This window comes from Zemynaea arenosa, assembly GCF_004614185.1.
Lineage (GTDB): Bacteria > Pseudomonadota > Gammaproteobacteria > Burkholderiales > Burkholderiaceae_D > Telluria > Telluria arenosa.
Map to the genome: position 1 here is coordinate 1 of NZ_SPVF01000146.1, position 26,461 is coordinate 26,461.

Sequence of the window (26,461 nt, forward strand, 5' to 3'; positions counted from 1 at the left end):
GCGGCCTGACACTGGCCGCGGGCGGGGCCACGGAGGCGTTCGAGCTGCTGGCCGTGCATGAAGTGGGGGTGCTGCTGTGCGGTCCGGGGGTAGGGAGTGTCTGCGGCAGCGGCTTCCTGGACCGGGTGCGGGATATGCATCCACTTGTGGTGCCGCTGGTGCTCGACGGCGGCGACGCCAATACCACCGCCACCCCGGACGCGCTGCAGGCGGCGCTGCGCGATGCGTTCGTCCGCTACGAGCGGGCGCGCGCGGCTGCGGGCCGCTAGGTCACCCGGCCGGTCTCAGGGCCGGGTGGGCCGACAATTCTTCGTACAGAAACGCTGACAGCACGCGGACGCGCTGCACCTGGCGCAGGTCCGCGTGCGTGAGCAGCCACACGGGCGTGTCCAGCGCCGAATCGGGGGCGGCCAGCGGTACCAGGTCCTCCAGTCCATTCGCCAGCAGTTGCAGCAGCATTCCCGCGCCCATCCCGCTACGCACTGCCGTCAGCATCCCGAGCAGGGTATCGATCACGAACACCTGGCGTTCCGGCGGCACGTGATCGTGCAGCCAGCGGGCCTGCTTCAGGTGGGCCAGCGAGTCGCCCGGCGCCACCCAGTCCAGTTGCGCCCAGTCGCGCGGGTCGATCCCCTGTTGCCGGGCGCGCTCGATGTAGGCGCGTGAAGCATAGGGCGCGGTGCGCAGGGTGCCGACGCGGCGGCCGACCAGCAGGTCCGGCACATGCGTGGCGGGGCGCAGCGCCAGGTCGGCCTCGCGGCGCGTGAGGTTCAGGAAGCCGTTGTTGACCACCACCTCCAGCTGGATGCCGGGGTGCAGGATGCGGAAGCGTACGAGCAGCGGCGCCAGCAGGCCATGCAGCAGGGTGTCCGTGGTGGTCAGGCGGATCGGGCCACTCAGCTCGGCGTTGCGGCCCGCCATGTGGCGCTGGACGGCGTCGATCTGTTCTGCCAGCGGGAGCATCAGCTCGCGCAGTTCCTCGCCTTCCTTGGTCAGCTGGTAGCCGGACTGGAAGCGGTCGAACAGGCGCACCTCCAGCTGTTCCTCCAGCCGCGCGAGGCGGCGCAGGATGGTGGAGTGGTCGACCGCGAAGCGGCGCGCGGCCGCGCCGACCGAGCCTTCCTCCGCCACGGCGGTGAAAAAGCGCAAGTCGTCCCAGTCCTGGTTCTGGGGCTCCTCCTTCTTCTGCATTTTTGCGGAATGGTTCGGCATATTGCCCAATGGTTGTGGATTTTTGCAGATGCTACCTTGGCGCTGTCTTCTTCACAAGCCGAGAGTCTTATGTACACCGTCTATACCGCTGATACGCCCAACGGGCGCAAGGTCACCATCGCCCTGGAAGAACTGGGGCTGCCGTATGAGCTGCACCATGTGGATTTGTCCGCGGGCGAGCAGCATACGCCGGAGTTTCTGGCGCTGAGTCCCAACGGGAAAATACCAGTGGTCGTGCGGCAGCGCGATGGGCACGCGATCTTCGAGTCCGGGGCGGTTCTCATCGAATTGGCGGACCAGGGCGGGTTCCTGCTGCCGTCGCACGGGGCGGCGCGGGACCGCGTGCTTTCGTGGCTGTTCCTGCAGGTGGGATCGGTGGGGCCGATGCTGGGGCAGGTGTGGTGGTTCCGGCATGGGGCAGCGGCGGCGAATCCGGATGCGCTGGCGCGGTATGACCGGGAGGCGCGGCGCTTGTATGGGGTGGTCGACCGGGAGCTTGCCCGGTCCGCGTTCCTCGGGAGCGATACGCTGAGCATTGCGGATATTGCGATGTATCCGTGGCTGGCCACCTACGAAGAATTGGGTATCGGGGTCGCCGAGTGGCCGCATGTGGTGCGCTGGCTGGCCTGGATGGCAGAGCGGCCTGCTGTGGTGCGCGGGTTGGCGCGCGCCCGTCCCGGGAGCGTTGCCCGATGAGCTCTGGCGCGGCGTGGGCGCTGCTGCTGGCGGCGAGCCTGGCGGAGGTGGTGATGGCGAGTGCACTCAAGGCGTCGGCAGGGTGGACGCGAGTGGGGCCGAGCGTGGCCGGCATCATCGCCGCTGCGGTCAGCGTGCTGCTGCTGACGCTTGCGTTGCGGCGGCTGCCAGTGGGCGTGGGGTATGCCGTGTGGACTGCGCTGGGCACTGCGGGCGTGCTCGCGGTGGGCGTGGCGGCTTATGGCGAGGCGCTCACGGGGTGGAAGATGTTCTACGTGGCGCTGATACTCGCCGGCGTGCTTGGACTGCGCTTGCAGATCACCGCTTGAGACCTTGCGCCCTCCGCGGCCGCGCGGCGGCCAGTCTGGCGGGGTGCGGCTGCGTGATGCGGTCTGCGCGGCAGCGCCAGGCGCGTGGCGGCGCCACATTCACTGATCACTGATTGAAACGAGAGTCACCATGAATTCTGCATTTCTGATTCTGTCCGCGTGTGCGGGCATGGTGCTGTCCGTGCAGGCGGCGGCGAACGCGCAACTGAGCCGCGCCTTGCGTAATCCGTTTGCGGCCACGGCGGCGCAGCTGGCGATCGGTGCGCTGCTGCTGGCTCTCGCTGCGGCTGGCGTAGGTGGACTGCCGGCGCTGGGGCGAGCAGGGGAGGTGCCGTGGTGGCATCTGCTGGGTGGACTGGCGAGTGCGTTGTATGTGCTGACCGGGATCGTGCTGTTCCCGCGCATCGGGGCGGTGACAGCGGTGGGCTTGTTCATCGCGGGGCAGATGTTTGCCTCGCTGGCGATCGACGTACTGGGCGTGCTGGGCATCGCGCGCCACGCCGTGAGCATGGGCATGGTCGCGGGCGGCCTGCTGGTGCTGGCCGGCGTCGCCGCCATCGTGCGTGGTCAGACCAAACGCGCCCCGGCCGGGCCAGGCGCTGGTGGCGCAGCCGTCCCGATGGACAAGCTGGTGGCCGGGCAGGGCGCTGGTGGCGCAGCCGTCGCGATGGAAAAGCCGGTGGCCGGGCAGAGCGCTGCTAGCGGGACGGTGCGGCCGATGTGGGTGTTGCTTGGGCTGGCGGCGGGGGCGGTGCTGCCGGTGCAGGGCGCGATCAATGCACTGCTGCGGGCGGAGCTCGGGGCGCCGCTGGCGGTGGGCGTGATCAGCTTTGCTGTGGCGGCGCTCGCAATGGCTGTGGTGCTGGTGGCGCTGCTCGCTGCGGGCAAAGCGCCGAAACCGGATTGCGGCGGGCTCAAGACGCTGCCGTGGTGGGGCTGGCTGGGTGGGCTGGCGGGCGCGTTCTACGTCACCACGGTGTTCGTCTCGATGCCCGTGATCGGCGCAGCCACCACCGTCAGCCTGACCGTCGCTGGCCAGCAGGTGGCGTCCGTGTTCGTGGATACCTACGGGTGGCTGCGGATGCCCCGGCAAAAGCTCGCGCCCACACGCCTGGCCGGCATCGCCGTGCTCCTGCTGGGTGTCGTCGTGCTCAAGGCCTTCGGCTGACCGGATGCGCTGCGATGGACGCGTGGCCGCTAGAACCGGCCGGTCAGGCGGGCGTGCAGGAGTTCGCGGTCGGTGCCCGGGTCAATGAGGTAGTCGATCTTGCCCGCCACGATGGTCGCCACCGGGACGCCATCGCGGAACAGGATGCGGTTGCCCGCCAGCGCGGGCACCTTATCGCCCGGCAGGATCGTCCCGCACAAGTTCAAGGGGTCGATGCCCGAGATGCATGCGAGCGCCCCATCCGGCGCCCGCCGACGTACCTCACGCAGCAAGGGAATCGCCTCCGGCAGCGCAAACTGTTCGCCCGAAAAGCCTGCCACGAAGCGCCCGCCGCGGATATCGCCGCGCGCCTCCAGCCGGTGCAGCACCGGCAGCAGCTCCCGCCACGAGGGCATCCACGCCGCCTCGCGCTCCAGCAACCGCCAGAACAGCACCCCATAACGCCGCAGCAGCGTCATGGCCACATACTCCAGCGTCTCCGGCGCCAGCCTGCGGCTCGCGCGCACGACCGCCGATCCAGCGCCAGGACGCGTGTCGCCCCGCGCATCCTGGGTTCCTGCAGGCGATTCGCTGCTGGCGCGCCGCACGAGCGCCCAGCGGCCTGCTTCCTCCATCGTCGGCCCCGAACCACGCCGCCGCTTGCGGTCATTGCTCGCGCGCTTGGCCGCAGGCAGCAGCATCGCCCGCAAGCCCGCAAAGCTGTCCGCGTTCACCAGCCCCGTGGACACCAGCTCCCCCAGCGCATTCTCCAGCTCCACTGGCAACAGCCGCACATCGAACTGCAGCTCATCGAAGAACATCGCCCCATGCCGCCGCAGCGCCTCCAGCACGTCGGCGGCCCGCGCCGACACCTCCGGCTCACCCGCAGGCGCGGGCAGCGCGTGCCACAAGGCCGTTTGTCGCCGCGGCAACAGCACGATCGGCGTCGCCCGCACCGGCCCACCATTGGCCGACCGCGGCGCCCCCACGCGCGTCCACACCACCTTGCCCGCCCGGCACAGCTCATCGAGCCAATAGCTCGAATAATCCCGCAGCCGCAGTGCCAGCAAATCGCTCTCCCATGCCCCCGCCGCCGCCTCGTAACCCTCCAGCTGCGCCAGCACCTGCGGCAGCGCGTCTTGCCCCTCCCACTGCGTCCCCGGCGCCAGATGCTGCCAGTCGAACAAAAAGCGCATGAAATCCTGCCGCTCGACCGGCTCGATCTCGCGCCGCAGCCGCTTGATGGTGTAGCGGTGGATGCGCGCCAGCAGATGCCGTTCGCACCACTCGTCCTCCTGTACGCCCGGCGTGAAGCGCCCGTGCATCACATAGCCTTCGCTCTGCAGCTGTGTGAGCGCGATGGTGGCCGTGGACTCGGGCAGCGCCAGTGCCCCCGCAATCGCGGCAAGAGGCTGCGGCCCGAAACCGGTCAGGCGCGCCCGCATGATCTCCACCAGCGCCGCATCCCGCATCCACGCTTCGCCCCCGTTGCCGCGATGGCTGTCCGGCACCACCAGTGCCGGCTTGGCGACCGCCTGCGGATAGGCCGCCTGCACGCAGTCCAGCCGCTCCAGCGCCACCCAGGCATCCAGCCCGTCCCTGGAGCGCAGCCTCGTCGCCCGCCCGGCCTGGGCCAGATCGGCAAGCCACCCCAGCCAGCCGCCCTCCCGCTCGGCCTCCGCCTGCGTGACGAGCGCCAGCGCCACCAGCGCCTCCTGCATCTCGTCCTCGCCGCGCGGATGCGGCCAGGCTTCTTCCGCCACGCCCGCGATGGCATCCGCATCGAGCGCGCCCATGTCGTCGGTGGACGCCGGGTCGGTCCAGCGCCGGTTCAGCACGGCCTGCGTGCGGCGCTCCTCCAGCGGGGCATCGTCCAGGAACGCATAGGGCCGCGCATTCAGGATCTCGGCCGCCAGGGGCGAGGGCGCGGGCAGGTCGCGCGCCAGCAGGCGCACCTTGCCCGCCTCGATGCGCCGCAGGAGCGCCAGCCAGCCCTCGCTGTCCATGGCCTCGTGCAGGCAGTCGTCCAGCGTCTGGTCCACTAGAGGATGACTGGGCAGCTCGCGCTCGCCGACCACGTTCTCCAGGCACGCCGCCTGGTCGGGGAACACCGCCGCCAGCAGATCGTCGCTCTTCATCCGCTGCAGCTGCGGCGCGACCTTGCGGCCACCCGTGAAGCGCGGCAGGGCCAGGGCCGTGGTGGCATTCCAGCGCCACCGCACGTTGAACATCGGCGCATCGAGCAGCGCCTGGATCAGGATGTGCTCCGCGGTCGCCGTATTCAGGTAGCGCCACACTTCGTCCAATGGAAAGCTGTGGCTCGTCGAAAGGGACAGAATGATCGCGTCCTCGGTGGCCGCCGCCTGCAGCTCGAAGTTGAAGCTGCGGCAGAAGCGCTTGCGCAGCGCCAGGCCCCAGGCGCGGTTGATACGGCTACCGAACGGCGCATGGATCACCAGCTGCATGCCGCCCGATTCGTCGAAGAAGCGCTCCATGACCAGGGTGTCCTGCGTCGGCAGGGCGCTCAATGCGTTGCGGGCGCGCGCGAGGTACTCGGCGATCTGGCGCGCCGCGTCTTCCTTCAGGCCGAGGTGTTCGTCGAGCCAGGCCACGGCCGCATCCAGCGCCGCCTCGCCGTCGCCATCCGGTGCCGATGCCAGTGCCCGCTCGACTTCCGCGCGCAGCCGCGCCACGCCGGTGGACAGTTCCGCGCTGCGCCCCGGCGCCTCGCCCAGCCAGAACGGGATGCTGGGCGCGGCACCATGTGCGTCCTCGACCCGCACCTTGCCCGCATCCACGCGCAGGATGCGGTAGCTCGTATTCCCGAGCTGGAAGACGTCGCCCGCCATGCTCTCGACCGCGAAGTCCTCGTTCACTGTGCCGACCGAATGGCCCTGCGGCTCCAGCAGCACTGTGTAGTCCGTGTTATCGGGGATGGTGCCGCCGGAGGTCACCGCCGCCATCTTGCCGCCGCGCCGCCCGCGGATGCTGCGGGTGGCCGCGTCCCGATGGATGTAGGCGCCGCGCACGCCGTTGCGGGTGGTGTAGCCCTCGGCCAGCATGCGCAGGATGGCGTCGAAGCGCTCGCGCTCCAGCTGCGCGTACGGGTAGGCGCGCCGTACCAGCGCAAACAGCTCGTCCTCGCCCCATTCGCGGCAGGACGCCTCCGCCACGATCTGCTGCGCCAGCACGTCCAGCGGCGCGCGCGGAATGTGCAGCACATCGAGTTCGCCGCGCCGCACGCAGTCCAGCAGGGCCGCGCATTCGATCAGGTCATCGCGCGAGGTCGGGAACAAGCGGCCCTTGGGCGTGCCGCCCACGTGGTGGCCCGAGCGCCCCACGCGCTGCAAGAAGGCCGCGATATTGCGCGGCGAGCCGACCTGGCACACCAGCTCCACGTCGCCGATGTCGATGCCCAGTTCGAGCGAAGCGGTCGCGATCAGCACGCGCAGTTCACCCGCCTTGAGGCGCTGTTCGGCCGCGAGGCGGAATTCCTTGGCCAGGCTGCCGTGGTGCGCGGCCACGTGCTCGGGGCCGAGCCGGTCGCCGAGGTGGCGCGCCACCCGTTCCGCCATGCGGCGGGTGTTCACGAAAATAAGCGTGGTGCTGTGCATGGCCACCAGTTCGGCCATGCGGTCGTACACGCGCTCCCAGACTTCGTTCGGCATCACGGCTTCCAGCGGCACCGGCGGCAGCTCCAGCGCCAGGTCGCGGGCGCGTATGTGGCCAACATCGACCACGTCGCAGGTGCTGTTGCCGCCGGCCAGGAAGTCCGCGACCAGCGACAGCGGCTTCTGGGTGGCCGAGAGGCCGACGCGCACCGGCTTGTGGATGCACAGCGCGTCCAGCCGCTCCAGGCTGAGGGCCAGGTGGCTGCCACGCTTGCTGCCCGCCACGGCGTGGATTTCGTCGACGATCACGGTGCGCACGCTGGCCAGCATGGCGCGGCCGCTGTCGGAGCCGAGCAGCACGTACAGCGATTCGGGCGTGGTCACCAGGATGTGCGGCGGGCGGCGGCGCATGGCGTTGCGCTCGGCCTGCGAGGTGTCGCCGGTTCGTACGGCCGCTCGAATGCCATGCGCGGGCAGGCCCATGGCCGCGAGCTGGCGGCCGATGCCCTCCAGTGGCGCCTCCAGGTTGACGTGGATGTCGTTGGAAAGTGCCTTGAGCGGCGAGACGTACAGCACCTGCGTCTCGTCGGGCAGCGGTCCGGCGCTGCTTTCGCGGACCAGGGCATCGATGGCGGCCAGGAATGCAGTCAGCGTCTTGCCCGAACCGGTGGGCGCGGCCACCAGCGTGGGGCGGCCCGACTGGATCAGCGGCCAGGCGCGCAGCTGCGCCTCGGTGGCGGCCGGGAAGGCCGCACCGAACCAGGCCGCGACGGCGGGATGGAACTCATGTTCCTGCCGCGGGCGGTCGAGGGGAACGCGCTTGTTCATTGCTCGTCAAATGGGGGCGAAAGCCGCGATACCAAGGCTGTGGTGGCCCTGGTGAACCCGATGATAGCAGTCCCCGGTGTATAGTCCGCCCTTATGGAACTGCTCTTTCTCGGCACCTCATCGGGTACTCCCAGCAAGTCGCGCAACGTCTCCGGCCTGGCCCTGCGCACGGGCGGGGGCGGGCATTGGGCGTTGATCGACTGCGGGGAGGGCACGCAGCACCGCATCCTGCACACGCCGCTGTCGCTGATCGGGTTGCGCGCGGTGTTCATCACGCACCTGCACGGGGACCATGTGTATGGCCTCCCCGGGCTGCTGGAAAGCGCGGGCATGCTCAATCGCACGGAGCCGCTGTACCTCGTCGGCCCGCCGGGGCTCAAGCGCCTGCTCGACGCGATCATCGGCGCGGCGGACGATGGGCTGCCGTATCCGCTGGTGATGATCGACGTCGAGAACGTGCACAATCACGCGCCGCTGGCGGCCTTCCACGTGGAGTCGTGCCCGCTGTCGCACCGGGTGCCGTCGTATGCGTACAGCTTCACGGAGCGGGAGGTGGAGCGCAAGCTGGATAAGGAGAAGCTACTGGCCGCGGGGGTGCCGTCGGGGCCCGTGTGGGGGCGCATCCAGGCCGGCGAGGACGTGGCGCTGGAGGATGGGCGCACGCTGGCCGCGCGCGACTTCCTGCTCACGCCACGGGCGCACCGCAAGATCATCGTGGGCGGCGACAACGACATGCCGTCCCTGATCGCACCGCTGGCGGAGGGCGCGCAGGTGCTGGTGCACGAGGCCACGTACACCGAGGCGGTCCTGCGCAAGGTCGGGCCGGAGCCGCAGCACAGCAGCGCGGCCATGACGGCGGCCTTTGCGCAGGAGGCGGGGATACCGAATCTGGTGCTGACCCATTTCAGCCCGCGCTACCAGGGGCGGGAAGGGCCCTTGTCGATGGCGGCGCTGGAGGAAGAGGCGCGCACGCACTATCACGGGCGCCTGTTCCTGGCCGAGGATTTCGCCCGCTATGAGCTGGGGCGGAACGGGGAGCTGGAGCCCGCGGGAGACGCACGAGCTTCGCGCGCTGCGCCCCCGCAGGCCGCGGGCACCGGGACGGCGTGAGGTGCGGCACGGGCCGGATGCGCTCGCACATGCACGTCCGGCAGCACGTGGCAGGGCTGAGGGTGGGATGCTCGCGGTGGCGCGGAGCGAGGCAGGCCCGGTCAGGCCAGCCGGTGGCCGCTCAGTGAATCGTGCGGCGGCGCCGTTCCCCGCCGGAGCGGCGGTCTTCGGTCGGAATGAAGCGCGGGGCCTGGCGCAGCAGGTCCGGGTACATGTCCCCGATCTCGCGCGCGGCGCTCTGCAGGCCGGGATCGTTCTGGTCCAGCGCGAACTGGATCAGGATCTCGGTGGCGATCGACTTGCCAGTGATATCCATCTCGCGGAAGCATTCGCGCACCGAATAGTTGAGGCGCTCATCCGTCATCGACAGGATGAGCTTACACAAGCCCCGGCTCGACGCGGCGAACGGGCTGGCGTGGATCTGTTCCAGGGCGGACTGGTAAGGCGTCATAGGTTGGTCTCCCGAGCAGGCCGATCATACTGGGGTCGCGGCGAAGGCGGCGCACAGATGGCCTGACCCGGCGCACGGGCTATTTGTGGATGCGGTTGTGGATGTCGCCCAGGGCCATCAGCGCGGCGCTGGAGAAGAATGCGTGGCAGTCCGCCACCATCTCGCCGGAGATGATCACCGGATCGGTGGCCACCCATTTCTTCGCTTCCTCGATGTCCGTGGTGGCGAACACGAAGATGCCGCGCAGCCCGTCCACGCCGTCCAGCGGGCCGGCCATCACCAGCTTCTTCTCCTTGCCCAGCCGTTCCATGTTGGCGAAGTGGCCCTTGAACATCTGGTCGCGCGCCGGACCGTCCGGAACGCGCTTGGGGCCCGTCTTCAGGATCACCATGACATAGCCGCGCAGGCCCTTCTCGTTGGCGCCGAGGGATTTGGCGAGTTCGGCGTCGTAGGCCGGGGCTGCGGCGGCCGGCACCGGGGAGATGGCAGGAGCGGTGGTCTGCGCGCTCGCAGGGCCGGTGGCGGCGGCCAGCAGGATGACGGAAATCAGTTTTTCATGGCGACAGTCCTCGTGACACGGCGGTGGCTTGCCATTCTGCTCATTTCGCCCGCTGAAGGCAAATCTGGATGTTTTGATCCACCTCAAGGAGCCCCCAGCGACGATGGGGACATTATCTGCGTCAGCACAACGCTTCCGGGGAGCCTGACATGACGCAAATGATGAAAGCTGCAGTGGTGCACGCCTTTGGCCAGCCGCTGCAAATCGAAGAGGTGCCTGTGCCCGCCGTGCCGCCGGGGCAGGTGCTGGTCAAGATCGAAGCCTGTGGCGTGTGCCACACGGACCTGCACGCCGCCAACGGCGACTGGCCGGTCAAGCCGGTACTGCCTTTCATTCCGGGACACGAGGGCGTGGGCTACGTGGCCGCCGTCGGCGCGGGCGTGACCATGCTGAAGGAAGGCGACCGGGTCGGCGTGCCCTGGCTGCACACCGCCTGCGGCCACTGCGAACATTGCATCACCGGCTGGGAGACCCTGTGCGGCAGCCAGCAGATGACTGGTTACACCGTGAACGGCGGTTTCGCGGAATACGTGCTTGCCGATCCGGCCTACGTGGGCCATTTGCCCTCGACGCTCGAATTTGCGGCGGCCGCGCCGGTGCTGTGCGCGGGCGTGACCGTCTACAAGGGGCTCAAGGTCCTGGACTGCAAGCCGGGCGACTGGATCGCAGTCTCGGGCATCGGAGGGCTCGGCCATATGGCAGTACAGTACGCGAAGGCGATGGGCTTCCATGTGGTGGCGGTGGATGTGGCGGACAGCAAGCTGGTCCTGGCCACCGCGCTCGGTGCCGACCTGACGATCAATGCGGCCGTCACCGATCCGGTAGCCACGCTGCAGGCAGCCATCGGTGGGGCGCATGGGGTGCTGGTGACGGCGGTATCGCGCACCGCGTTCAGCCAGGGTGTCGGCATGCTGCACAAGCGCGGCACCATGAGCCTGGTCGGGCTGCCGCCGGGTGGCTTCGAACTGCCGATCTTCGATGTCGTCCTGAACGCCAAGACGGTGCGCGGCTCGATCGTCGGGACCCGTGAGGACCTGGCCGAGGCGCTGATGTTCGCGGGCGAGGGCAAGGTCAAGGCACACTACTCGACGGACCGGCTGGACAACATCAACGGCATCTTCAGCGCGATGCGCGAGGGGAGCATCGACGGGCGGGTGGTGATGCAGATGTAGATCAGGAGAGCGGGCCGGTAGAATGGCGCCTTTCCTGTACATCTTCCGACCGTGACTGACGCTGTCATCGACTTCGCCACGCCCGCCGACCTGCCTGAGCTGATGCGCCTCGAGCGCTCCGGCTTCGCAAGCGCAATCCAGGAAACGGAGGATGTCTTTGCGGGCCGGCTGCATGCCTTTCCGGACGGCTGCCGGGTGCTCCGGGTCGCAGGCGATGCTGCCGGCGGCCGCCTCGGAGGCTACCTGTGCGCCGAGGTGTGGCGGTACGCCGAGCAGGTCGACCCGCGCCGTTTTGCCCGCAACCACAGTGCGCTGGCGGCGCACGACCCGGGCGGCGACGAACTGTATGTGTCCTCGATGGTGGTCGATCCGGCGCTGCGCGGCGGCGGCTGGGGCGCGCGCCTGTTCACGACCGTGCTGCAAGACATGCGCGAATGCCTTCCGCAGCTGCGCAGCGCGATCCTGATCGTGCATCCCGAGTGGACTGGCGCCCGCCGCATCTACACGGCCGCCGGTTTCGTGGAGGTGGCCGAGTTGCAGGAGTATTTTGCCGGAAGCGCCCCCGCTATCGTGATGCGCTGTGCCTTGCGCTGATGCGCGGCGCCATCATGACTTGAGCCGCAGCCACGCGGCGGTCCCCGAATTGCGGCCGCCGCGCAGCGTCGCTCACTCTTCGTGATGATGCTTCTCGTATTCGTCCGCCTCGGCCTTGGTCTTGTGAACGATGCCGTCCGGGTGCTCGGGCGGGGTGTAGAGGGTATAGAGACGCAGGGGTTCGGTCTGTGATTTATTGATGACGTTATGCTCGGTCCCGGCCGGGATCACGACGGCGGTGCCGTCTTCCAGCGGGTGCTCCTCGCCATCGAGGATCGCCACCCCCTGGCCCTGTTCGACGCGGATGAACTGGTCGTGGCCCGTGTGGTGTTCCATGCCGATTTCCTCGCCAGGCTGCAGCGTCATGATCACGAGCTGGCTGCGCTGGGTGGTGTACAGGACCTCGCGGAAGTTGTTCCCGGCGAGTGTTTTCTCTTCGATATTGATGCTGTATCCGGACATGTTGTTCTCCTTGTACGTTGCACGATCGTCCCAACAAGCATAGCGCAGATGCGGTAAATTAGCCGTATGTGCGTGAACTACATCCCCCCTCATCCCGAGCTGCTGGACACCGTCATGGGCGTCCTGATCGACCTGGCCGACCTGGAAGGCGGCGCGTGGAAGGCCGAGACCTGGAAGGACTACCTGGCGCCCATCGTGCGCCGCGGCGAGGATGGCGGGCGTGAAGGCCTGGTTGCCAGCTACGGCATGGTCCCGCGCAAGCGCATCCCGCCTCACGTGCGCCCATTCGACACCATGAACGCGCGCAGTGAAACCGTGGGCCAGCTGCGTTCCTATTCGGGCGCGTGGAAGAAGGGCCAGTTCTGCCTCGTCCCGATGACGGCCTTCTACGAGCCGTGCTACGAAAGCGGGAAAGCGATCCGCTGGGGCATCGGCATGTCCGACCAGTCGCTGTTCGCGGTGGCGGGCCTGTGGCGCGAGTGGGAGGGCGAGGACGGCAGGATCGAACACTCCTTCACCCAGCTCACCATGAACGCGGACGAGCATCCGCTGATGAAGCGTTTCCACAAGCCGGGCGATGAAAAGCGCTCGCTGGTGATCGTGCCGCAGAATGAGTGGGACGACTGGCTGAACGTGCGCGACCCGGAGGAGGCGCGCAGCTTCATCCGCCACTATCCGCATGACTTGATGACGTCGTGGGCCTTCCCGGTCCCGCCGCGCAAGCCAAAAGCGGCCACTCTGGCGCCTGAGTCGGAGTCCAGGGCCGACGAGCCCCAGCCCGCGCCGCAGATCCAGCTGGATCTTTAAAGACTCTAGAGCCTCTCCGCCTTGGGCCGCACCAGCGCGGCCACCGCCTGCAGGAAGGCGGCCGGCTGCAGCGGCTTGACCAGGTAATCATTGAAGCCGGCCCGCTTGGCCTGGACCCGGTCGTTCTCGCGCGCGTAGGCCGAGAGGGCGATCGCGGGCAGCGCCGCAATACGCTCGTCCGCATGGGCACGAATGCGGCGCACCATCTCCAGGCCATCGATGTCTGGCATGGCGATGTCGCTGACCAGCAGGTCCGGCAGCCGGTGCTCCAGCATGGCCAATGCCTCCGGCGCACTGCGGGCCGTGCTCACGCGCGCGCCCGCGGTGGCCAGCACCTGCTCGACCACGGCCAGCGAATCCGGCTCGTCGTCCACCACCAGGATCGACACACCATTGAGCACCGCGGGCTGGATGCCGCCGCTCTGCAGGAAGTCCTGGCGCGGGCGGGGCGGACCGGCGGGGCTACGTTGTGGCATGTCGGCCTGTAGCGGCAGGCGCACGATGAAGGCCGATCCGCGGTTCTCGCCTTCGCTTTCCGCCTCGATGGTCCCGCCATGCAGTTCCACCAGTTGCTCGGCGATGGACAGGCCCAGGCCCAGCCCCGCATGGCGCCGGGTGGACGAGGAATCGGCCTGGCGGAAGCGGTCGAACACGTGGGGCAGGAAGTCCGGGGCGATGCCGATCCCCGTGTCCCGCACCGCAATGCGCACGTTGCTGCCGTCACGCGACAGGTCCACAGAAACGTGCCCGCCATTGGGCGTGAATTTGACCGCGTTGGCCAGCAGGTTCCACATCACCTGCTGCATGCGGTTACCGTCGCCCAGCACCGGCCCGGCGGTGGAATCGAGCCGCGTATCGAGGGTGATCTGCTTGGCCAGCGCCGCCGGGCGCACCGTCTCCACGGCCGCGTGGATGAAGCTCGCGGGCCAGATGCGCTCCGTCTCCAGCTGCACCTTGCCGGAGACGATCTTGCTCATATCGAGCAGGTCTTCAATCAGGCTCGCCTGGGCGCGGGCATTGCGTTCGATGGTCTGGAGGCCGCGCCGCAGGGTGGCGTCGTCGCGCGGGCCGTGCATCAGGATCTGGGCCCAGCCGAGAATCGCGTTGAGCGGGGTCCGCAGCTCGTGCGACAGGGTGGCCAGGAACTCGTCCTTCATGTCGCTCACGCGCTCGGCCTCCACGCGCGCTTCCTGCTCGTTGCGGTACAGCTCCTCGCGCTCGTGGGCGATGGCGATGGTGGCCTCGGTGAGGCGTGAATGCATCTCCAGCCGCCCCTCGTAGATGGATGCCATCACGGCCACCGCCATGAAGCTGACCACGGCCACCGCCACCAGCAGGGCCAGGTGATTGAGGTTGAACTGGCCAGTGGCCGCGCGGCAGATCGAGCCTACAGGGAAGTTGGCGGCCGCCATGCCGGTGTAATGCATGCCTGCGATGGCGCCACCCAGGATCAGCGCCGCCAGCGCGCTGGCCAGCCAGCCGTAGGGCATTTCGGGCCGCAGCTTGAGCGCCACCCACAGCCCGCCCGCCGACGCCACGATGGCGATCAGGATGGACAGCGCGAACAGGGACGGGGTGAAGAAGATCGGCGGGTCCATGCGCAGCGCCAGCATGCCGCTGTAGTGCATCAGGTTGATGCCGCAGCCGAGCAGCAGGGCGCTCCAGCCGAGCCGCCGGGTGGAGATCACCGGGTGCCGCAGCTGCCATAGTGCGCCTGTGGATACGCCTACCGGCAGCATCCAGGAGACCACTGTGATCTCGAGGTCATAGCCGAGCGGGATCGGCAGCTTGAAGGCCAGCATGCCGATGAAGTGCATGGCCCATACGCCACTGCCCATGGCGAACCCGCCGCCGAGAGCCCACAGGCGCGCGGCCAGCCCGTGCGACTGGCGCAGGCGCCCGACCAGGGTGAGCGCCGTGTACGACGCCAGCACCGCGACCACCAGCGACACCACCACCAGCTCGAACTGATAATGGCCTTCCAGCACGGCCGGAGGCGCGCTGGCGGGGAAGGTCAGGAGCGGCTGGGACTGGGTCATGTCGCCTTATTGTGTGCCAAGCTGTGCACCCTGTGGGGCACGATTGGCTGGAACTCTGCCGTCAGGCCGCGGCAAAGACGGCCGCAATGGCCGAGGTGTCTTTACGCAGGATCGATTCGTTGAACATCAGCCGCAGCTTCCCATCGGTGATCGGCTGGATGCGGATATTGGCCTGCTTGAGGCGTTCGGCGAGGCCCGCCTGGCGCTGGGGTGGCACATCCACGAAGGCGATGTTGCTGGCGTGGGGCACGCGGCGCACCGTGTAGCCAGGCGTCTTCTCCAGCGCCTGCAGCAAGCGTTCGCCGGCCGCGCGCACGCTCGCGTAGCGCTGCTCGATGCCGTCCAGCGCCGCCAGCGCGGGCAGGGCGGCCTGCCAGCCGTGGTAGATGGTGCCGCCGAACAGGTGGCGCAGCGCGCGCGCCCTGGTCATTGCGGTCTTGGAGCCAGCCAGGATGGCGCCGAAGGGCGCGCCCAGGTATTTGTAGAGCGAGACGTAGACCGTGTCGAACGGTTCGCAGTAATCCCTGACGGCGAAGCCCGGGCTCCCGCTCATGAGCAGCAGGCGGGCGCCGTCCAGGTGCAGCGGGATTTTTTTGGCGCGGGCCAGCTGGGCGATCTCGCCGACCAGCGCCGGCGGAAGGGTTTCGCCTTCGGCGCGGCGCACCGGGCTTTCCAGCGCGATGGCGCCGACCTGGATCGGGTAGGGGCCCAGCTCCGCGCGGTCGATAGCGTCCTTGATCTCGGCGAGCGTGGGGGCGGCGCGGCCGGGTGCCAGCGGCACCAGATTGATGCCGCTGAGGGTCGTCACGGTGTCGCTCTCGTCGCGGTAGATATGGCTCTCCTGCTGCACCAGCGCATGCCGTGCCTCTCCGCACAGGATCCGCAGGGCGACGTGGTTGGCCAGCGTCCCGGTGGGCATGAAGACCGCGTCTTCCTTGCCCAGCAGCTGGGCGAAGCGGTTTTCCAGTTCGGTGACGGCACCGCCTTTCAGGTAGCCGTCATTCGGCTTGGGATGGCGGTCGAGCAGGGCCTGCAGCCGGGTGCCTTCGGTGGCGCCGTCCTGCGGCAAGGCGTCGCCGGAGAGGACCACCATCTGGTCCAGCGGGCCGGCGGGCGCGGATGGTGCCGCTGGTGCGGGGGCGCTGGCGGGCGCGCCGCCGTAGTTCTGCGCGAGGGCTGAGGTGCCCAGAGTGAGGGGCAGGGCGGAGCCGAGGAACTGGCGGCGGTTGAAGGTCATGCATACCTCGCGGTGTTTGAATGCCAAACGGATGAGCCGAGTATAGCGAAGCCCACCTACTCCGCAAAGCTTTGCGCGGCCAGGTTGCGCAGCCACTGATTGGCGCTATCGGCGTTGTACCGGCGGTGCCAGAAGATGCTGGTCTTGAGCGTCGGCAGGCGCAGGGGCGGGGCTGTGTAAGCGAGGTCGAAGTGCGCGGCGGCGCTGCGCGCCAGCTTCTCAGGCGCCACCACGACCATGTCGCTGCTGGCCAGCAGGTAGGGCACGGAGGTGAAGTGCGGGACGCGGCAGGCGTGCGCGGTATCGACACCGGCCTTGCGCAGGCGGTCGTTGACGTCGTCGTAGGGGCTCTCGTGCATATCGACGATGAGGTGGCGGGCCTTGAGGTAGTCCTCCAGGGTGACCTTGCGTTTGCGGGCGAAGGCATGGTCCCGCCCGAACAGCAATACGAAGGGCTGGGTGAACAGGCGGCGGTGGAACAGGCTCTCCGGAACGTCCGTGAAGGCGCCGATGGCCAGGTCCACCTCGCCCGTCTCCAGCGCGCGCTGCCAGTCGATGGCGCCGATGCGCACGGAGCCCAACTTGGCCTGCGGCGCGGCCTGCGCGCACAATTCCACCAGGCGGGGCATGAAGTGGATTTCGCCCACGTCCGTCAGTGCCAGCGTGAAGTGGCGGGTGCTGGTGGCGGGGTCGAAGCCCGTCTGCGGGTTCAGCGCCAGGCGCGCGTTCTGCAGGCAGGCCGCTACCGGCTCGGCGATCTGCTGGGCCAGGGGCGTCGGCATCATGCCCGCGCTGGTGCGCACGAACAGGTCGTCGGCCAGCAGCTTGCGCAGGCGGCCCAGGGCATTGCTCACGGTGGGCTGGGGCAGGCCCAGCTTGCGCGCCACCACGGACACATGCCGCTCCAAGAACACTTCGTGGAACACCACCAGCAGGTTCAAGTCGATGTCGGCAGGTTCGCGCATTATTGACCTTCTAAATGGATTGCATTCTCGTATTGATATTCTAAAGGACGTACACTGCCGGGATCAGAAAACCAGGAGATTTCCGTGAACGACACCGACGACCGCTATATTTCCGGCTGGGGCAACGAATTCGCCACCGAGGCGCTACCCGGTGCGCTGCCCGTCGGCCAGAACTCGCCGCAGCGTGCCCCGTACGGCCTGTACCCGGAGCAGATTTCGGGTACCGCCTTCACCGCGCCGCGCAGCCACAATCGCCGCAGCTGGATGTACCGTATCCGCCCGGGCGCGGTGCACAAGCCGTTCCAGCTGGTCGACGCGCCCGCGCTGGTGTCGGACTTCTCGACCGTCCCGCCCACGCCGCCCAACCAGCTGCGCTGGAATCCGCTGCCCATGCCGCAGGCGGACACCGACTTCATCGACGGCTGGGTGACCATGGCGGGCAATGGCTCGCCTGACGCGCAGACCGGCTGCGCCATCCATCTGTATGCGGCCAACCGCTCGATGGAAGGACGTTTCTTCTATACCGCCGACGGCGAGCTGCTGGTGGTTCCGCAGGAAGGGCGCCTGCGGATCGACACCGAGATGGGGCGGCTCGATGTGGAGCCGCAGGAGATCGCTGTGATCCCGCGCGGCGTGCGCTTCCGCGTGGCGCTGCCGGACGGGCAGGCGCGCGGCTATATCTGCGAGAACTTCGGCGCGCTGCTGCGGGTGCCGGATCTGGGCGTGATCGGCTCCAACGGCCTGGCCAACCCGCGCGACTTCCTCTCGCCGCGCGCCCGGTACGAAGACGAAGAGGGTGACTTCGAACTGCTGGCCAAGTTCGGCGGCCGCCTGTGGAGCGCCCCGATCGGGCATTCGCCGCTGGACGTGGTGGCCTGGCATGGCAACTACGCACCGTACAAGTACGACCTGCTGCGCTTCAACACCATCGGCTCGATCAGCTATGACCACCCGGATCCGTCGATCTTCCTGGTCCTGCACGCGCCGTCCAACACGCCGGGCGTGGACTCGCTGGACTTCGTGATCTTCCCCCCGCGCTGGCTGGCGGCGGAGAACACCTTCCGCCCGCCCTGGTTCCACCGCAACGTGGCGAGTGAATTCATGGGCCTCATCTACGGTGCCTATGACGCCAAGGCCGAGGGCTTCGTCCCCGGCGGCGCCAGCCTGCACAACTGCATGTCCGGCCACGGGCCGGATGGCGAGACTTTCGAAAAGGCCTCCCGTTCCGACACCAGCAAGCCGCACAAGGTGGCGGACACCATGGCCTTCATGTTCGAGACCTCCGCGGTGATCCGGCCGACGCAATATGCATTGGAGACCTCGCAGCTGCAGGCCGAGTACTTCCAGTGCTGGCAGACCTTGCGGAAGAATTTCGACCCGCAGCAGAAATAGTTGGAACTTTCCGGCGGGGCTGGCGCAATACAGTCAGACCCGCCGGACCATCGAGTACCGGCGGCCGAACAAAAACAATTCGACCGCTTATGTCCACGACTCCCTCGTTCGGGCGACGCACGCTCGTCGCCACCGCCTGCGCGCTGTTCTGCGCCCAGGTCCATGCCCAGACCACGTTCGCTTCGGCGTCCGCCGCCGCACCCGCCGCGCCCCCGGCCAAGACAGCCGACGCACCGCCCATGGCCACCGTGCAGGTGAACAGCAGCGCCGACAAGTATGACGCTCGCCGCGACGACACGGCCACCAAGATCGTCGTCACCTCCGAGGAGATCCTCAAGCACGGCGACACGGCGCTGGCCGATGTGCTCAAACGCCAGCCCGGCGTGACCGTCAGCGGCGGCAACGCGGGCCGAGGCGGCGGCGAGATCCGCATGCGGGGGCTGGGCAACGGTTATACCCAGGTGCTGCTCAATGGCGAACCGGCGCCGCCGGGCTTTTCGCTCGATTCGCTCAGCCCCGAGATGGTGGAGCGCATCGAGATCGTGCGCGCGGCGACGGCCGAATTCAGCACCCAGGCCATCGCGGGCACCATCAACATCGTGCTGAAAAAGGCCGTGAAGGTGGCGCAGCGCGAGCTCAAGACCAGCCTGTCCGGCGCGGGCAACTTCATCTCGCCCGCTTTCAACGTGCAGGTCTCGGACAAGGTTGAGAAGATGTCGTACTCGGTGGCGGTGAACGGCAATGTGGGCCGCTTCCACCAGTACGGCTACCAGACCGACGAAGCCTTCGACCCCAGTGGCGCGCAGACCCTGTTGCGCCGGGCGGTACGCTACAACGAGGGCCCGTTCGCGAACCTGAGCATCTCGCCGCGCGTGAACTGGACCCTGCCCAGCGGCGATACGCTGACCTCCCAGACCTTCCTGAGCGTGAACGGCGTGCGCCCCGACAGCGACACCCGCTGGACGGCCACCACCGGGCCGCTGCCGCAATATGCATCGGACACCACCAGCCTGCGCAACCTGGTGAGCACCGCCCGCACGGACCTGAACTGGGTCCACAAGTTCGAGGGCGGCGGCAAGCTCGATACCAAGTTTGGTCTCAATGCCTTCAACCGCAACAACGACTTCCACCAGTTTGCCTATAACGGCTTGGAGGAACTGACGCTGGACGAAATCACCCCGTCCAGTGCCCACGAACGCGGCTTCACCTGGACCGGCAAGTACAGCGCGCCCTTTGCCGAGAACCACACCCTGGCCATCGGCTGGGACGGTGCCGCCGCCCGTCGCCACGAGGAGCGCGCCCAGCTGGGCGAGCCGATTCCGGGCTATGAGCCGAACCAGCTGCACCAGATCTTCGACGCCAACTCCGCGCGCCTGGCGTTATTCGCGCAGGACGAATGGAACGTCACGCCCAAGTGGTCGGTCTACTTCGGCCTGCGCTGGGAAGGGCTGCGCACCACCAGCGAGGGCAATGACTTCGAGGGGATGCGCAACCAGTCGAGCGTCCTGAGTCCCCTGTTCCAGACGCTGTGGAAGCTCCCCAATTCGAAGAACGACCAGGTCCGTTTTGCGCTCACCCGGACCTACAAGGCGCCCGACCTGGACCGCCTGATTCCGCGCCGGAACACCACCACCAACAACGGTCCCACCACCCCGGACATCATGGGCAACCCGGACCTGAAGCCGGAACTCGCCTGGGGTATCGACACCTCGTATGAGCACTACTTCGGCGAAGGCGCGATGCTCAGCGCCTCCGCCTACGCGCGCCGGATCGACGACTACACCCGGCGCGATGTGCGCCAGATCGGCAGCCGCTGGGTGCAGTTGCCGGTGAACGACGGCAGCGCCGAAGCGCACGGCTTCGAACTGGAAGCCAAATTCCCGCTCCAGCTGTTCTACAAGGAGGCTCCGGCGCTGGACCTGCGCGCCAACCTGGCGCGCAACTGGTCGCACGTGGATGGCGTGCCGGGACCGGACAACCGCCTCGCGGACCAGGTGCCGCTGTCCGCCAACTTCGGTGTGGACTGGAAGGCCAGCGCCGCGTGGACCGTGGGCGGCAGTTTCGCCTTCAAGACGGGCGGGCTGCAGCGGGTGTCCGACGTGGCCTACTCGTATGCGACCGTGAAGCGGGACCTGGACCTGTACGCGCTGTGGAAGGCCACGCCCAAGGTGCAGCTGCGCTTCTCGGTCCTCAACGCGCTGGCGCAGCCGTTCACCAATATCGACCTGTATGACACCGGGGCGGCGCGCCTGCGGTACACGCGCGAGTCGCCGGTGACGCCGCTGTACCGCATCGCCCTCGAAATGAAGCTGTGATTCCGGGCCCCAGCCTGTGAGGCCGCGTAAGGCCACGCGTGCGGCCATGTGCCATTGTCGGCTCGTCATTCCATCGAGCTTACGGAGGCCATCATGGCAACACGTGAACGCAAGGACGTCTACAAACTCCCGGCGGGCGACCGCACGCTGTACTGGTACGGGCGCGCCATCACGGCGCTGCGCGCCCGCGCCACGACCGAGCCGACCAGCTGGCGCTACCAGGCCGCGATCCACGGCTTTGACGCGGCCAGCCCCTTCTGGGCCGGTGCCGGCACGCTGCCGCCGTCCACGGAGCGCAGCCGGTTCTGGGACCAGTGCCAGCACGGCACCTGGTACTTCCTCCCGTGGCACCGGATGTACCTCGCGTACTTCGAACAGATCGTGCTGCAGACGATCGTCAGCCTGGGCGGGCCGTCGACGTGGGCGCTCCCGTTCTGGAACTACAGCGACACCACCAATCCGGCGGCGCTGACCATGCCCCCGGCATTCACGTCCGGCACGCCCGCCAGCAATCCGCTGCAGATGCCCGCGGCCGGCGGCCTGCCGGGGCGCGTCAATACGGTGCTGCAGGCGCGCGACGTGTCCCTCACCAATGCGCTGGCGAGCCGCGTCTTCGTCGGCATGTACACGGGCGGGTCGACCGGCTTCGGTGGCGTGATCACGGGCTTCAACCACCTGGGCAACGGGCATGGGCTGGTGGAGTACACCCCGCACGACTTCGTGCATGCCGACATCGGCGGGGCCATGAACGATGTGGCGACAGCGGCGCTGGACCCGATCTTCTGGCTGCACCACGCAAACATCGACCGCCTGTGGCAGGTGTGGCTGAACCAGGGCGGCCGCTCCAATCCCACCGACAGCCGCTGGCTCACGCAGCCCTTCAGCTTCCACGACAGCCGCCGCAACGTGGTGACGCTGACGCCCGCGCAAGTGATGAACACGACCCTGATCCTCGGCGGCTACACCTACCAGGGTGTACATCCGGTGGCCGGAGAGGGCGTGGAGGAGGGACTGGCGCGCGAGGAACGGGAACCGGTGCACTGCGGGAGCACCACGGGGCCGATCCATCTCGAAGGCCAGGCGGAGGAACTGACCTTCCACTTCAACCCGGGCATGGACGCGCCGTACCGGGACGATGCGGATGCGTGGCTGAACTTCGAGGCCATCATAGGCAAGGGCATCGCGCCGATCCACGACGTGTACGTCAATATGCCGGAACGCTGCGCGGACCCGGAGCGCTACCTGCTCTGCAGCCTGCCCCTGTTCGGCAGCGACATGCCGCCGGGGCATGGGCGGCATGGCATGGGCATCACGTATGCGGTGAACGTGACAGCCATGGTGGAGGAGCTGCGCGAGCGGGGCGAGTGGCGCCCGGGGACCATGCGCCTGCACATCCAGCCGCGCGCGCAGCACGACGGCGGGCATGGGTACGGGCACCGCCACGGGCATGGCCACCCCCGCCGCGGGCATTGGCACGTGACCATAGGCCGTCTCACTTTTTACGGCCAGTAACGTACCGCGGACTCGTCGACAAATATGACACGCTAAGGCTCCCCCTCGACAAGGAGCCCTCCATGAAAGCGATTCTTCCGGCGGTCCTGGCCATGGTGGCCGGGGCCGCGCTGGCCCAGCAGGGCGACGGTACGCGCGTCGCCATCCCCACGGTGATCTGGAAACCGGCCAAGGTGCCCGCCACGTCCGAGCGCATGGCGCAGGTCAAGGCGCCGGCGGGCTTCACGGTCACGCCGTTTGCCACGGGCCTGAAGAATGCGCGCATCATCGCGGTGGCGCAGGACGGCACCGTCTACGTGAGCCGCCGCGACCAGGGCGATGTGCTGATGCTGAAGGACGCCAACGGCGACGGCCGTGCCGACGGCGCGCCCGTGGTGGTGGCCAGCCGCGCAGGGGCGCATGGGCTAGCGATCCACGGCAGCAAGCTGTATCTGGTCACGGTGAAGGAAGTCTTCGAAGCCGATATCAAGCCCGATGGGCGGCTCGGTGAGCTCAAGATGATCATCGGCGACCTGCCGGACGCCGGCCAGCACCCCAACCGCACCATCGCCTGGGGACCGGACGACATGCTCTACATCTCCGCCGGTTCCACCTGCAACGACTGCAACGAGAACAATCCCGAAAACGCGGCCCTGCTGCGCGCCAGCCCGGATGGCAAGTCGCGCACCATCTTCGCCTCCGGCCTGCGCAACACCATTGGCTTCGGGTGGCATCCGCAGACGGGTGAGCTGTGGGGCATGGACCATGGCATCGACTTCCTGGGCGACGACCAGCAGCCGGAAGAACTCAACAAGCTGGAACTGGGCAAGATGTACGGCTGGCCGCACGTGTACGGGGAAGGCCGCATCTACCCGCAGTCCACGCCAGTCGGGGAGATCGCCAAGGAGGACTGGAAGGCACACAGCGTGCCGATGACGCTCGGGTACACGGCGCATGCCGCGCCGATGCAGCTGGTGTTCTACAGCGGCGGGCAGTTCCCGGCGGACTACCAGGGCGACGCCTTCGTGACCATGCGCGGCTCATGGAACCGCAACCCGGCCTCGGGTTACGAGATCGTGCGGGTGCGCTTTTCCAATGGCCAGCCGAAGGCCTTCGAGCCCTTCGTCACCGGCTTCCTGACCGACGGCGGCACCACGCATATTGCGCGGCCAGTGGGGCTGGCGGTGGCCCGGGATGGTGCGCTGCTGATGGCGGATGACGGCAATGGCACCATCTACCGGATCGCCTACACGGGGGCGGGGGCAGGCGCGGGCAAGGCTGTGGCGTCTCCGGCGCCAGCTCCGGCAGGGCCGATGAAGGAGCAGGCCAACAAGGGCAACAACGTGCCGCTCGCGAAGGACCGGGACGAGACCAGGCCAGCCGATTCTTCGACGGCGAAGATCACGGTCAGCTCGGCCAGTTTCAAGGCCAATGGGACGCTCGACAAGAAGTTCAGCGAGTATGCAGACGGCGTATCACCCGCGCTGGCATGGACCGCGGTGCCGAATGCGAAGTCCTACGCCATCATCATGGAAGATCCGGACTCGCACCCCATCAAGCCTTTCGTGCACTGGCTGGCCTACAACATCCCCGGCACCGCCAATGCGTTGCCGCAGGGCGTGCAGGAGCAGCCGCGCCTGACCGATCCCGAAGGCTTGTTGCAGGGCCGGAACACGCGGGGCTCGATGGGCTACTTCGGCCCGCGGCCGCCGGTGGGCGATCCGCCGCATCATTACCATTTCCAGGTGTTCGCGCTCGATACCATGCTGCCTGATTCAGCGTGGGGCATGGACCGTGACCAGCTGCTGGCCGCCATCAAGGGGCATGTGATCGGCAAGGGCGAGGTGGTCGGGCTGTACCAGCAGACGCAGAAGCCGCTGAAGTAGGCCCTAGGGCTGGAGGCGGTAGCCGACGGCGGTCTCGGTCAGCAGGTGGCGCGGCTGGGTTGGATCGTCTTCGAGCTTCTGGCGCAGGTGCCCCATGTAGATGCGGACGTAGTGGCCATTCTGGGCGTTGGCCGGGCCCCACACCTCGCGCAGCAGCTGGGCCGCGGTGACGACCCGCCCCAGGTTGGCCACCAGCACCGAGAGCAGCTTGTATTCCGTGGGCGTGAGGTGGACCGCGTCCCCGCCCCGGATCACGATGCGGCGGCGCAGGTCGATGGCGATGGCGCCGATCTGCACCACGCCCGCACCGTCGGCCAGGCCTTTCTGCTGGCGGCGCAAGGTGGCGCGCACGCGGGCCAGCAGCTCGCCCACGCCAAAGGGCTTGGTCAGGTAATCGTCGGCGCCCGCGTCCAGCGCCGCGATCTTGTCCGTTTCGTCCACTCGCGCGGAGAGCACGATCACCGGCACGGGACACCAGCCGCGCACCTCGTGGATCAGCGCAATGCCGTCCCCATCGGGCAGGCCGAGGTCGAGGATGATGAGGTCCGGGGTGCGGGTGCCCGCGTCGATCATCCCGCGCTTCAGGGTGGCGGCTTCGTGCACCGTCCAGCCTTCGCCCTCGAGCGCCATGCGCACGAAGCGGCGGATTTGGGGTTCGTCCTCGACGATCAGGGCGGAGGGGGCGGATTCGCTCATGGGGTGACTGCGGTTTCCGGTTCGGGCGTGGGGAGGGCGGGCGGCTCGCCCAGCGGCAGCAGGATGGTGAAGACCGCGCCGTCCTCGTTGCGGGCCTGGATGCTGCCGCCGTGGGCGTGGATGATGGCGCGGCAGATTGCCAGGCCCAGCCCCACGCCGGGAATCGGCGACTCGCGCTCGCCCCGGGCGAATTTTTCGAACAGCGCTTCCTCGCGGCCTGGCGGCAGGCCGGGGCCGGTATCGCGCACCGAGAGGGCGAGCTTGCCGCCGTCCAGGTCCGCGGCGATGGCGATGGTGGCGCCTGGCGGCGTGTACTTGCAGGCGTTTTCCAGCAGATTGCACAGCACGCGTTCCATCAGCGTGGCGTCGAAGCGTACCAGCGGCAGGTCCGGGGCGAGCCGCGTCTCGACGCTGCGGCTGGCCAGCTGCCAGCGGCAGGCGCGCAGCGCGCTGCCGATCACTTCCTCCACCGGCTGCCACTCCATGTTCAAGGTGACGCTGCCGCTTTCGATGCGCGCCATCTCGAGCAGGTTGGCGACCAGGGTGCTCATGCGCTTGGCCTCGTCCCGCAAGCTGTGCGCGAGGCTGAGCTGCTCCGCTGCCAGGGCAGGCCGGGACAGCGCCAGCGACTCGGACAGCCCCACCAGCGAGGTCAGTGGCGTGCGCAAGTCGTGCGAGAGTGCGGCCAGCAGGGAGTTGCGCAGCTTTTCCGATTCCATGCGCACCAGCGCGTCCTGCGCCACGTCCACGTAGTGCACGCGCTCCAGGGCGATGGCCGCCAGCGCGGCAAAGGCATCGAGCAGGTCGCGCTGCTCGGGGACCAGCACCCGGCCCTGGTGGTCGGCCCACAGCAGCATCACACCCCGGGTGCGCATGGGCGCGACCAGCGGCAGGTACACGAAGCTGTTGCCGGGCAGGGTGGCGGTGCCGGTGCCCGCCGGGGCGGCGTGGTCAAAGGCCCACTGGGCGGCGCCCATGTCCAGGATGCTCATGGGCGGCACGCGCGCGGCGCCGGGCTGCGGATCGGGATAGCGCAGGCGCCCGTCCGGGCCGGGGACCAGGATGATGGCGTGCGCGTCGAAGGTGCGCTGGACGAAGCGGCGCGTGATCTCGAAGACCTGCTCCGTTTGCAGCACGCCCGAGAGCTCGCGTGCAAATTCATACAGGGCGCGGGTGCGGGCTTCGCGCGCGGTGGCGGCGCGGGCCTGGCCGCGCAGGCTGTCGGTGAGGCTCGCCGTGATCCAGCCGACGGCCAGCATCACCAGCAGCGTGACCGACCAGGTCAGCTCGCCGGCGCCAAAGTCGTGGTGGGGAACCGACATCAGCAGCGCGCCGAAGCCAGCCAGCGTGGCCGCCACCGCGGGGCCGCGGCCGGCGCGGATGGCCACCAGGACGACCGTCAGCAAAAGCAGCATGGCCACATTGGCGGCATCGAGCACCGGCAGCAGGGGCAGGGTGAGGG

22 protein-coding genes are annotated in these 26,461 nt (G+C 68.4%); 12 read left to right on the forward strand and 10 right to left on the reverse strand.

Going from position 1 to position 26,461, the window contains the following annotated elements; genetic code table 11:
* On the forward strand, positions 1 to 269 hold a 269-nt coding region (locus tag E4L96_RS24075; protein ID WP_220433424.1), incomplete at its 5' end, for a response regulator.
* Position 270: 1 nt separating this feature from the next.
* On the opposite strand, the gene E4L96_RS11665 is transcribed toward E4L96_RS24075, so the two are convergent.
* Positions 271 to 1,212, reverse strand: a complete 942-nt coding sequence (locus tag E4L96_RS11665; protein WP_229414410.1) for a LysR family transcriptional regulator — start codon at positions 1,210 to 1,212, stop codon at positions 271 to 273.
* Between the two features lie 69 nt (positions 1,213 to 1,281).
* Between E4L96_RS11665 and E4L96_RS11670 the strand changes: the two genes are divergently transcribed.
* The 3 genes from E4L96_RS11670 (at position 1,282) to E4L96_RS11680 (ending at position 3,405) form a co-directional block, all read left to right on the forward strand.
* A complete protein-coding gene (locus tag E4L96_RS11670) occupies positions 1,282 to 1,908 on the forward strand; it encodes a glutathione S-transferase family protein (RefSeq protein ID WP_135207393.1) in 627 nt (208 codons plus the stop codon).
* Positions 1,905 to 2,237: a DMT family transporter gene (locus E4L96_RS11675; RefSeq protein ID WP_135207394.1), complete on the forward strand. Its 333-nt coding sequence runs from the start codon at positions 1,905 to 1,907 to the stop codon at positions 2,235 to 2,237. The genes E4L96_RS11670 and E4L96_RS11675 overlap by 4 nt, the downstream gene beginning before the upstream one ends.
* Before the next feature lie 130 nt (positions 2,238 to 2,367).
* Positions 2,368 to 3,405 (forward strand): DMT family transporter, encoded by a 1,038-nt coding sequence (locus tag E4L96_RS11680; protein WP_135207395.1) that lies wholly within the window; start codon positions 2,368 to 2,370, stop codon positions 3,403 to 3,405.
* 29 nt (positions 3,406 to 3,434) lie between these two features.
* On the opposite strand, the gene E4L96_RS11685 is transcribed toward E4L96_RS11680, so the two are convergent.
* On the reverse strand, positions 3,435 to 7,823 hold the full coding sequence (locus tag E4L96_RS11685; protein ID WP_135207396.1) for a DEAD/DEAH box helicase: 4,389 nt from the start codon (positions 7,821 to 7,823) through the stop codon (positions 3,435 to 3,437).
* Between the two features lie 93 nt (positions 7,824 to 7,916).
* Between E4L96_RS11685 and E4L96_RS11690 the strand changes: the two genes are divergently transcribed.
* Positions 7,917 to 8,933: an MBL fold metallo-hydrolase gene (locus tag E4L96_RS11690; RefSeq protein WP_135207397.1), complete on the forward strand. Its 1,017-nt coding sequence runs from the start codon at positions 7,917 to 7,919 to the stop codon at positions 8,931 to 8,933.
* A 121-nt stretch (positions 8,934 to 9,054) separates the two neighbouring features.
* On the opposite strand, the gene E4L96_RS11695 is transcribed toward E4L96_RS11690, so the two are convergent.
* Together E4L96_RS11695 and E4L96_RS11700 are read right to left on the reverse strand one after the other, a co-directional pair.
* Positions 9,055 to 9,384 carry a hypothetical protein gene (locus E4L96_RS11695; RefSeq protein ID WP_135207398.1) on the reverse strand — a complete coding sequence of 110 codons (330 nt, stop codon included), beginning with the start codon at positions 9,382 to 9,384 and terminating at the stop codon, positions 9,055 to 9,057.
* Positions 9,385 to 9,463: 79 nt separating this feature from the next.
* Entirely contained in the window at positions 9,464 to 10,030 is a 567-nt protein-coding gene (locus E4L96_RS11700; protein ID WP_135207399.1) for a YciI family protein, read from the reverse strand.
* Positions 10,031 to 10,092: 62 nt separating this feature from the next.
* Between E4L96_RS11700 and adhP the strand changes: the two genes are divergently transcribed.
* Both adhP and E4L96_RS11710 read left to right on the forward strand, forming a co-directional pair.
* Positions 10,093 to 11,115, forward strand: a complete 1,023-nt coding sequence (adhP, locus tag E4L96_RS11705; protein ID WP_135207400.1) for an alcohol dehydrogenase AdhP — start codon at positions 10,093 to 10,095, stop codon at positions 11,113 to 11,115.
* A gap of 51 nt (positions 11,116 to 11,166) precedes the next feature.
* Positions 11,167 to 11,709, forward strand: a complete 543-nt coding sequence (locus tag E4L96_RS11710; RefSeq protein ID WP_135207401.1) for a GNAT family N-acetyltransferase — start codon at positions 11,167 to 11,169, stop codon at positions 11,707 to 11,709.
* A gap of 72 nt (positions 11,710 to 11,781) precedes the next feature.
* Here the strand turns inward: E4L96_RS11710 and E4L96_RS11715 are convergent, their stop codons facing one another.
* The gene (locus E4L96_RS11715) at positions 11,782 to 12,171 is read right to left on the reverse strand and encodes a cupin domain-containing protein (RefSeq protein WP_135207402.1); all 390 of its coding nucleotides are present in this window, start codon (positions 12,169 to 12,171) and stop codon (positions 11,782 to 11,784) included.
* Between the two features lie 66 nt (positions 12,172 to 12,237).
* Here E4L96_RS11715 and E4L96_RS11720 point away from each other — a divergent pair, with 66 nt between their 5' ends.
* Positions 12,238 to 12,978 carry an SOS response-associated peptidase gene (locus E4L96_RS11720; protein ID WP_135207403.1) on the forward strand — a complete coding sequence of 247 codons (741 nt, stop codon included), beginning with the start codon at positions 12,238 to 12,240 and terminating at the stop codon, positions 12,976 to 12,978.
* Between the two features lie 5 nt (positions 12,979 to 12,983).
* Here E4L96_RS11720 and E4L96_RS11725 read toward each other — a convergent pair whose 3' ends face one another.
* From E4L96_RS11725 to E4L96_RS11735, 3 genes are all read right to left on the reverse strand, one after another.
* Positions 12,984 to 15,017 carry a hybrid sensor histidine kinase/response regulator gene (locus E4L96_RS11725; RefSeq protein ID WP_135207404.1) on the reverse strand — a complete coding sequence of 678 codons (2,034 nt, stop codon included), beginning with the start codon at positions 15,015 to 15,017 and terminating at the stop codon, positions 12,984 to 12,986.
* A gap of 61 nt (positions 15,018 to 15,078) precedes the next feature.
* Positions 15,079 to 16,254 (reverse strand): threonine aldolase family protein, encoded by a 1,176-nt coding sequence (locus tag E4L96_RS11730; protein WP_135207405.1) that lies wholly within the window; start codon positions 16,252 to 16,254, stop codon positions 15,079 to 15,081.
* Between the two features lie 56 nt (positions 16,255 to 16,310).
* On the reverse strand, positions 16,311 to 17,219 hold the full coding sequence (locus E4L96_RS11735) for a LysR family transcriptional regulator (RefSeq protein WP_135207406.1): 909 nt from the start codon (positions 17,217 to 17,219) through the stop codon (positions 16,311 to 16,313).
* An 84-nt stretch (positions 17,220 to 17,303) separates the two neighbouring features.
* Here E4L96_RS11735 and hmgA point away from each other — a divergent pair, with 84 nt between their 5' ends.
* The 4 genes from hmgA to E4L96_RS11755 all read left to right on the forward strand — a co-directional run bounded on the left by hmgA (position 17,304) and on the right by E4L96_RS11755 (position 24,303).
* Positions 17,304 to 18,611: a homogentisate 1,2-dioxygenase gene (hmgA, locus tag E4L96_RS11740; protein ID WP_370660743.1), complete on the forward strand. Its 1,308-nt coding sequence runs from the start codon at positions 17,304 to 17,306 to the stop codon at positions 18,609 to 18,611.
* An 89-nt stretch (positions 18,612 to 18,700) separates the two neighbouring features.
* Positions 18,701 to 20,926, forward strand: a complete 2,226-nt coding sequence (locus E4L96_RS11745; RefSeq protein WP_135207408.1) for a TonB-dependent receptor plug domain-containing protein — start codon at positions 18,701 to 18,703, stop codon at positions 20,924 to 20,926.
* 93 nt (positions 20,927 to 21,019) lie between these two features.
* Entirely contained in the window at positions 21,020 to 22,438 is a 1,419-nt protein-coding gene (locus E4L96_RS11750) for a tyrosinase family protein (RefSeq protein ID WP_135207409.1), read from the forward strand.
* A gap of 62 nt (positions 22,439 to 22,500) precedes the next feature.
* The gene (locus tag E4L96_RS11755) at positions 22,501 to 24,303 is read left to right on the forward strand and encodes a YbhB/YbcL family Raf kinase inhibitor-like protein (protein ID WP_135207410.1); all 1,803 of its coding nucleotides are present in this window, start codon (positions 22,501 to 22,503) and stop codon (positions 24,301 to 24,303) included.
* 3 nt (positions 24,304 to 24,306) lie between these two features.
* Here the strand turns inward: E4L96_RS11755 and kdpE are convergent, their stop codons facing one another.
* Positions 24,307 to 24,999 (reverse strand): two-component system response regulator KdpE, encoded by a 693-nt coding sequence (gene kdpE / locus E4L96_RS11760; RefSeq protein ID WP_135207411.1) that lies wholly within the window; start codon positions 24,997 to 24,999, stop codon positions 24,307 to 24,309.
* Positions 24,996 to 26,461: ATP-binding protein (locus E4L96_RS11765; protein ID WP_135207412.1), on the reverse strand; the 1,466-nt coding region annotated here is incomplete at its 5' end. The genes kdpE and E4L96_RS11765, both read right to left, overlap by 4 nt.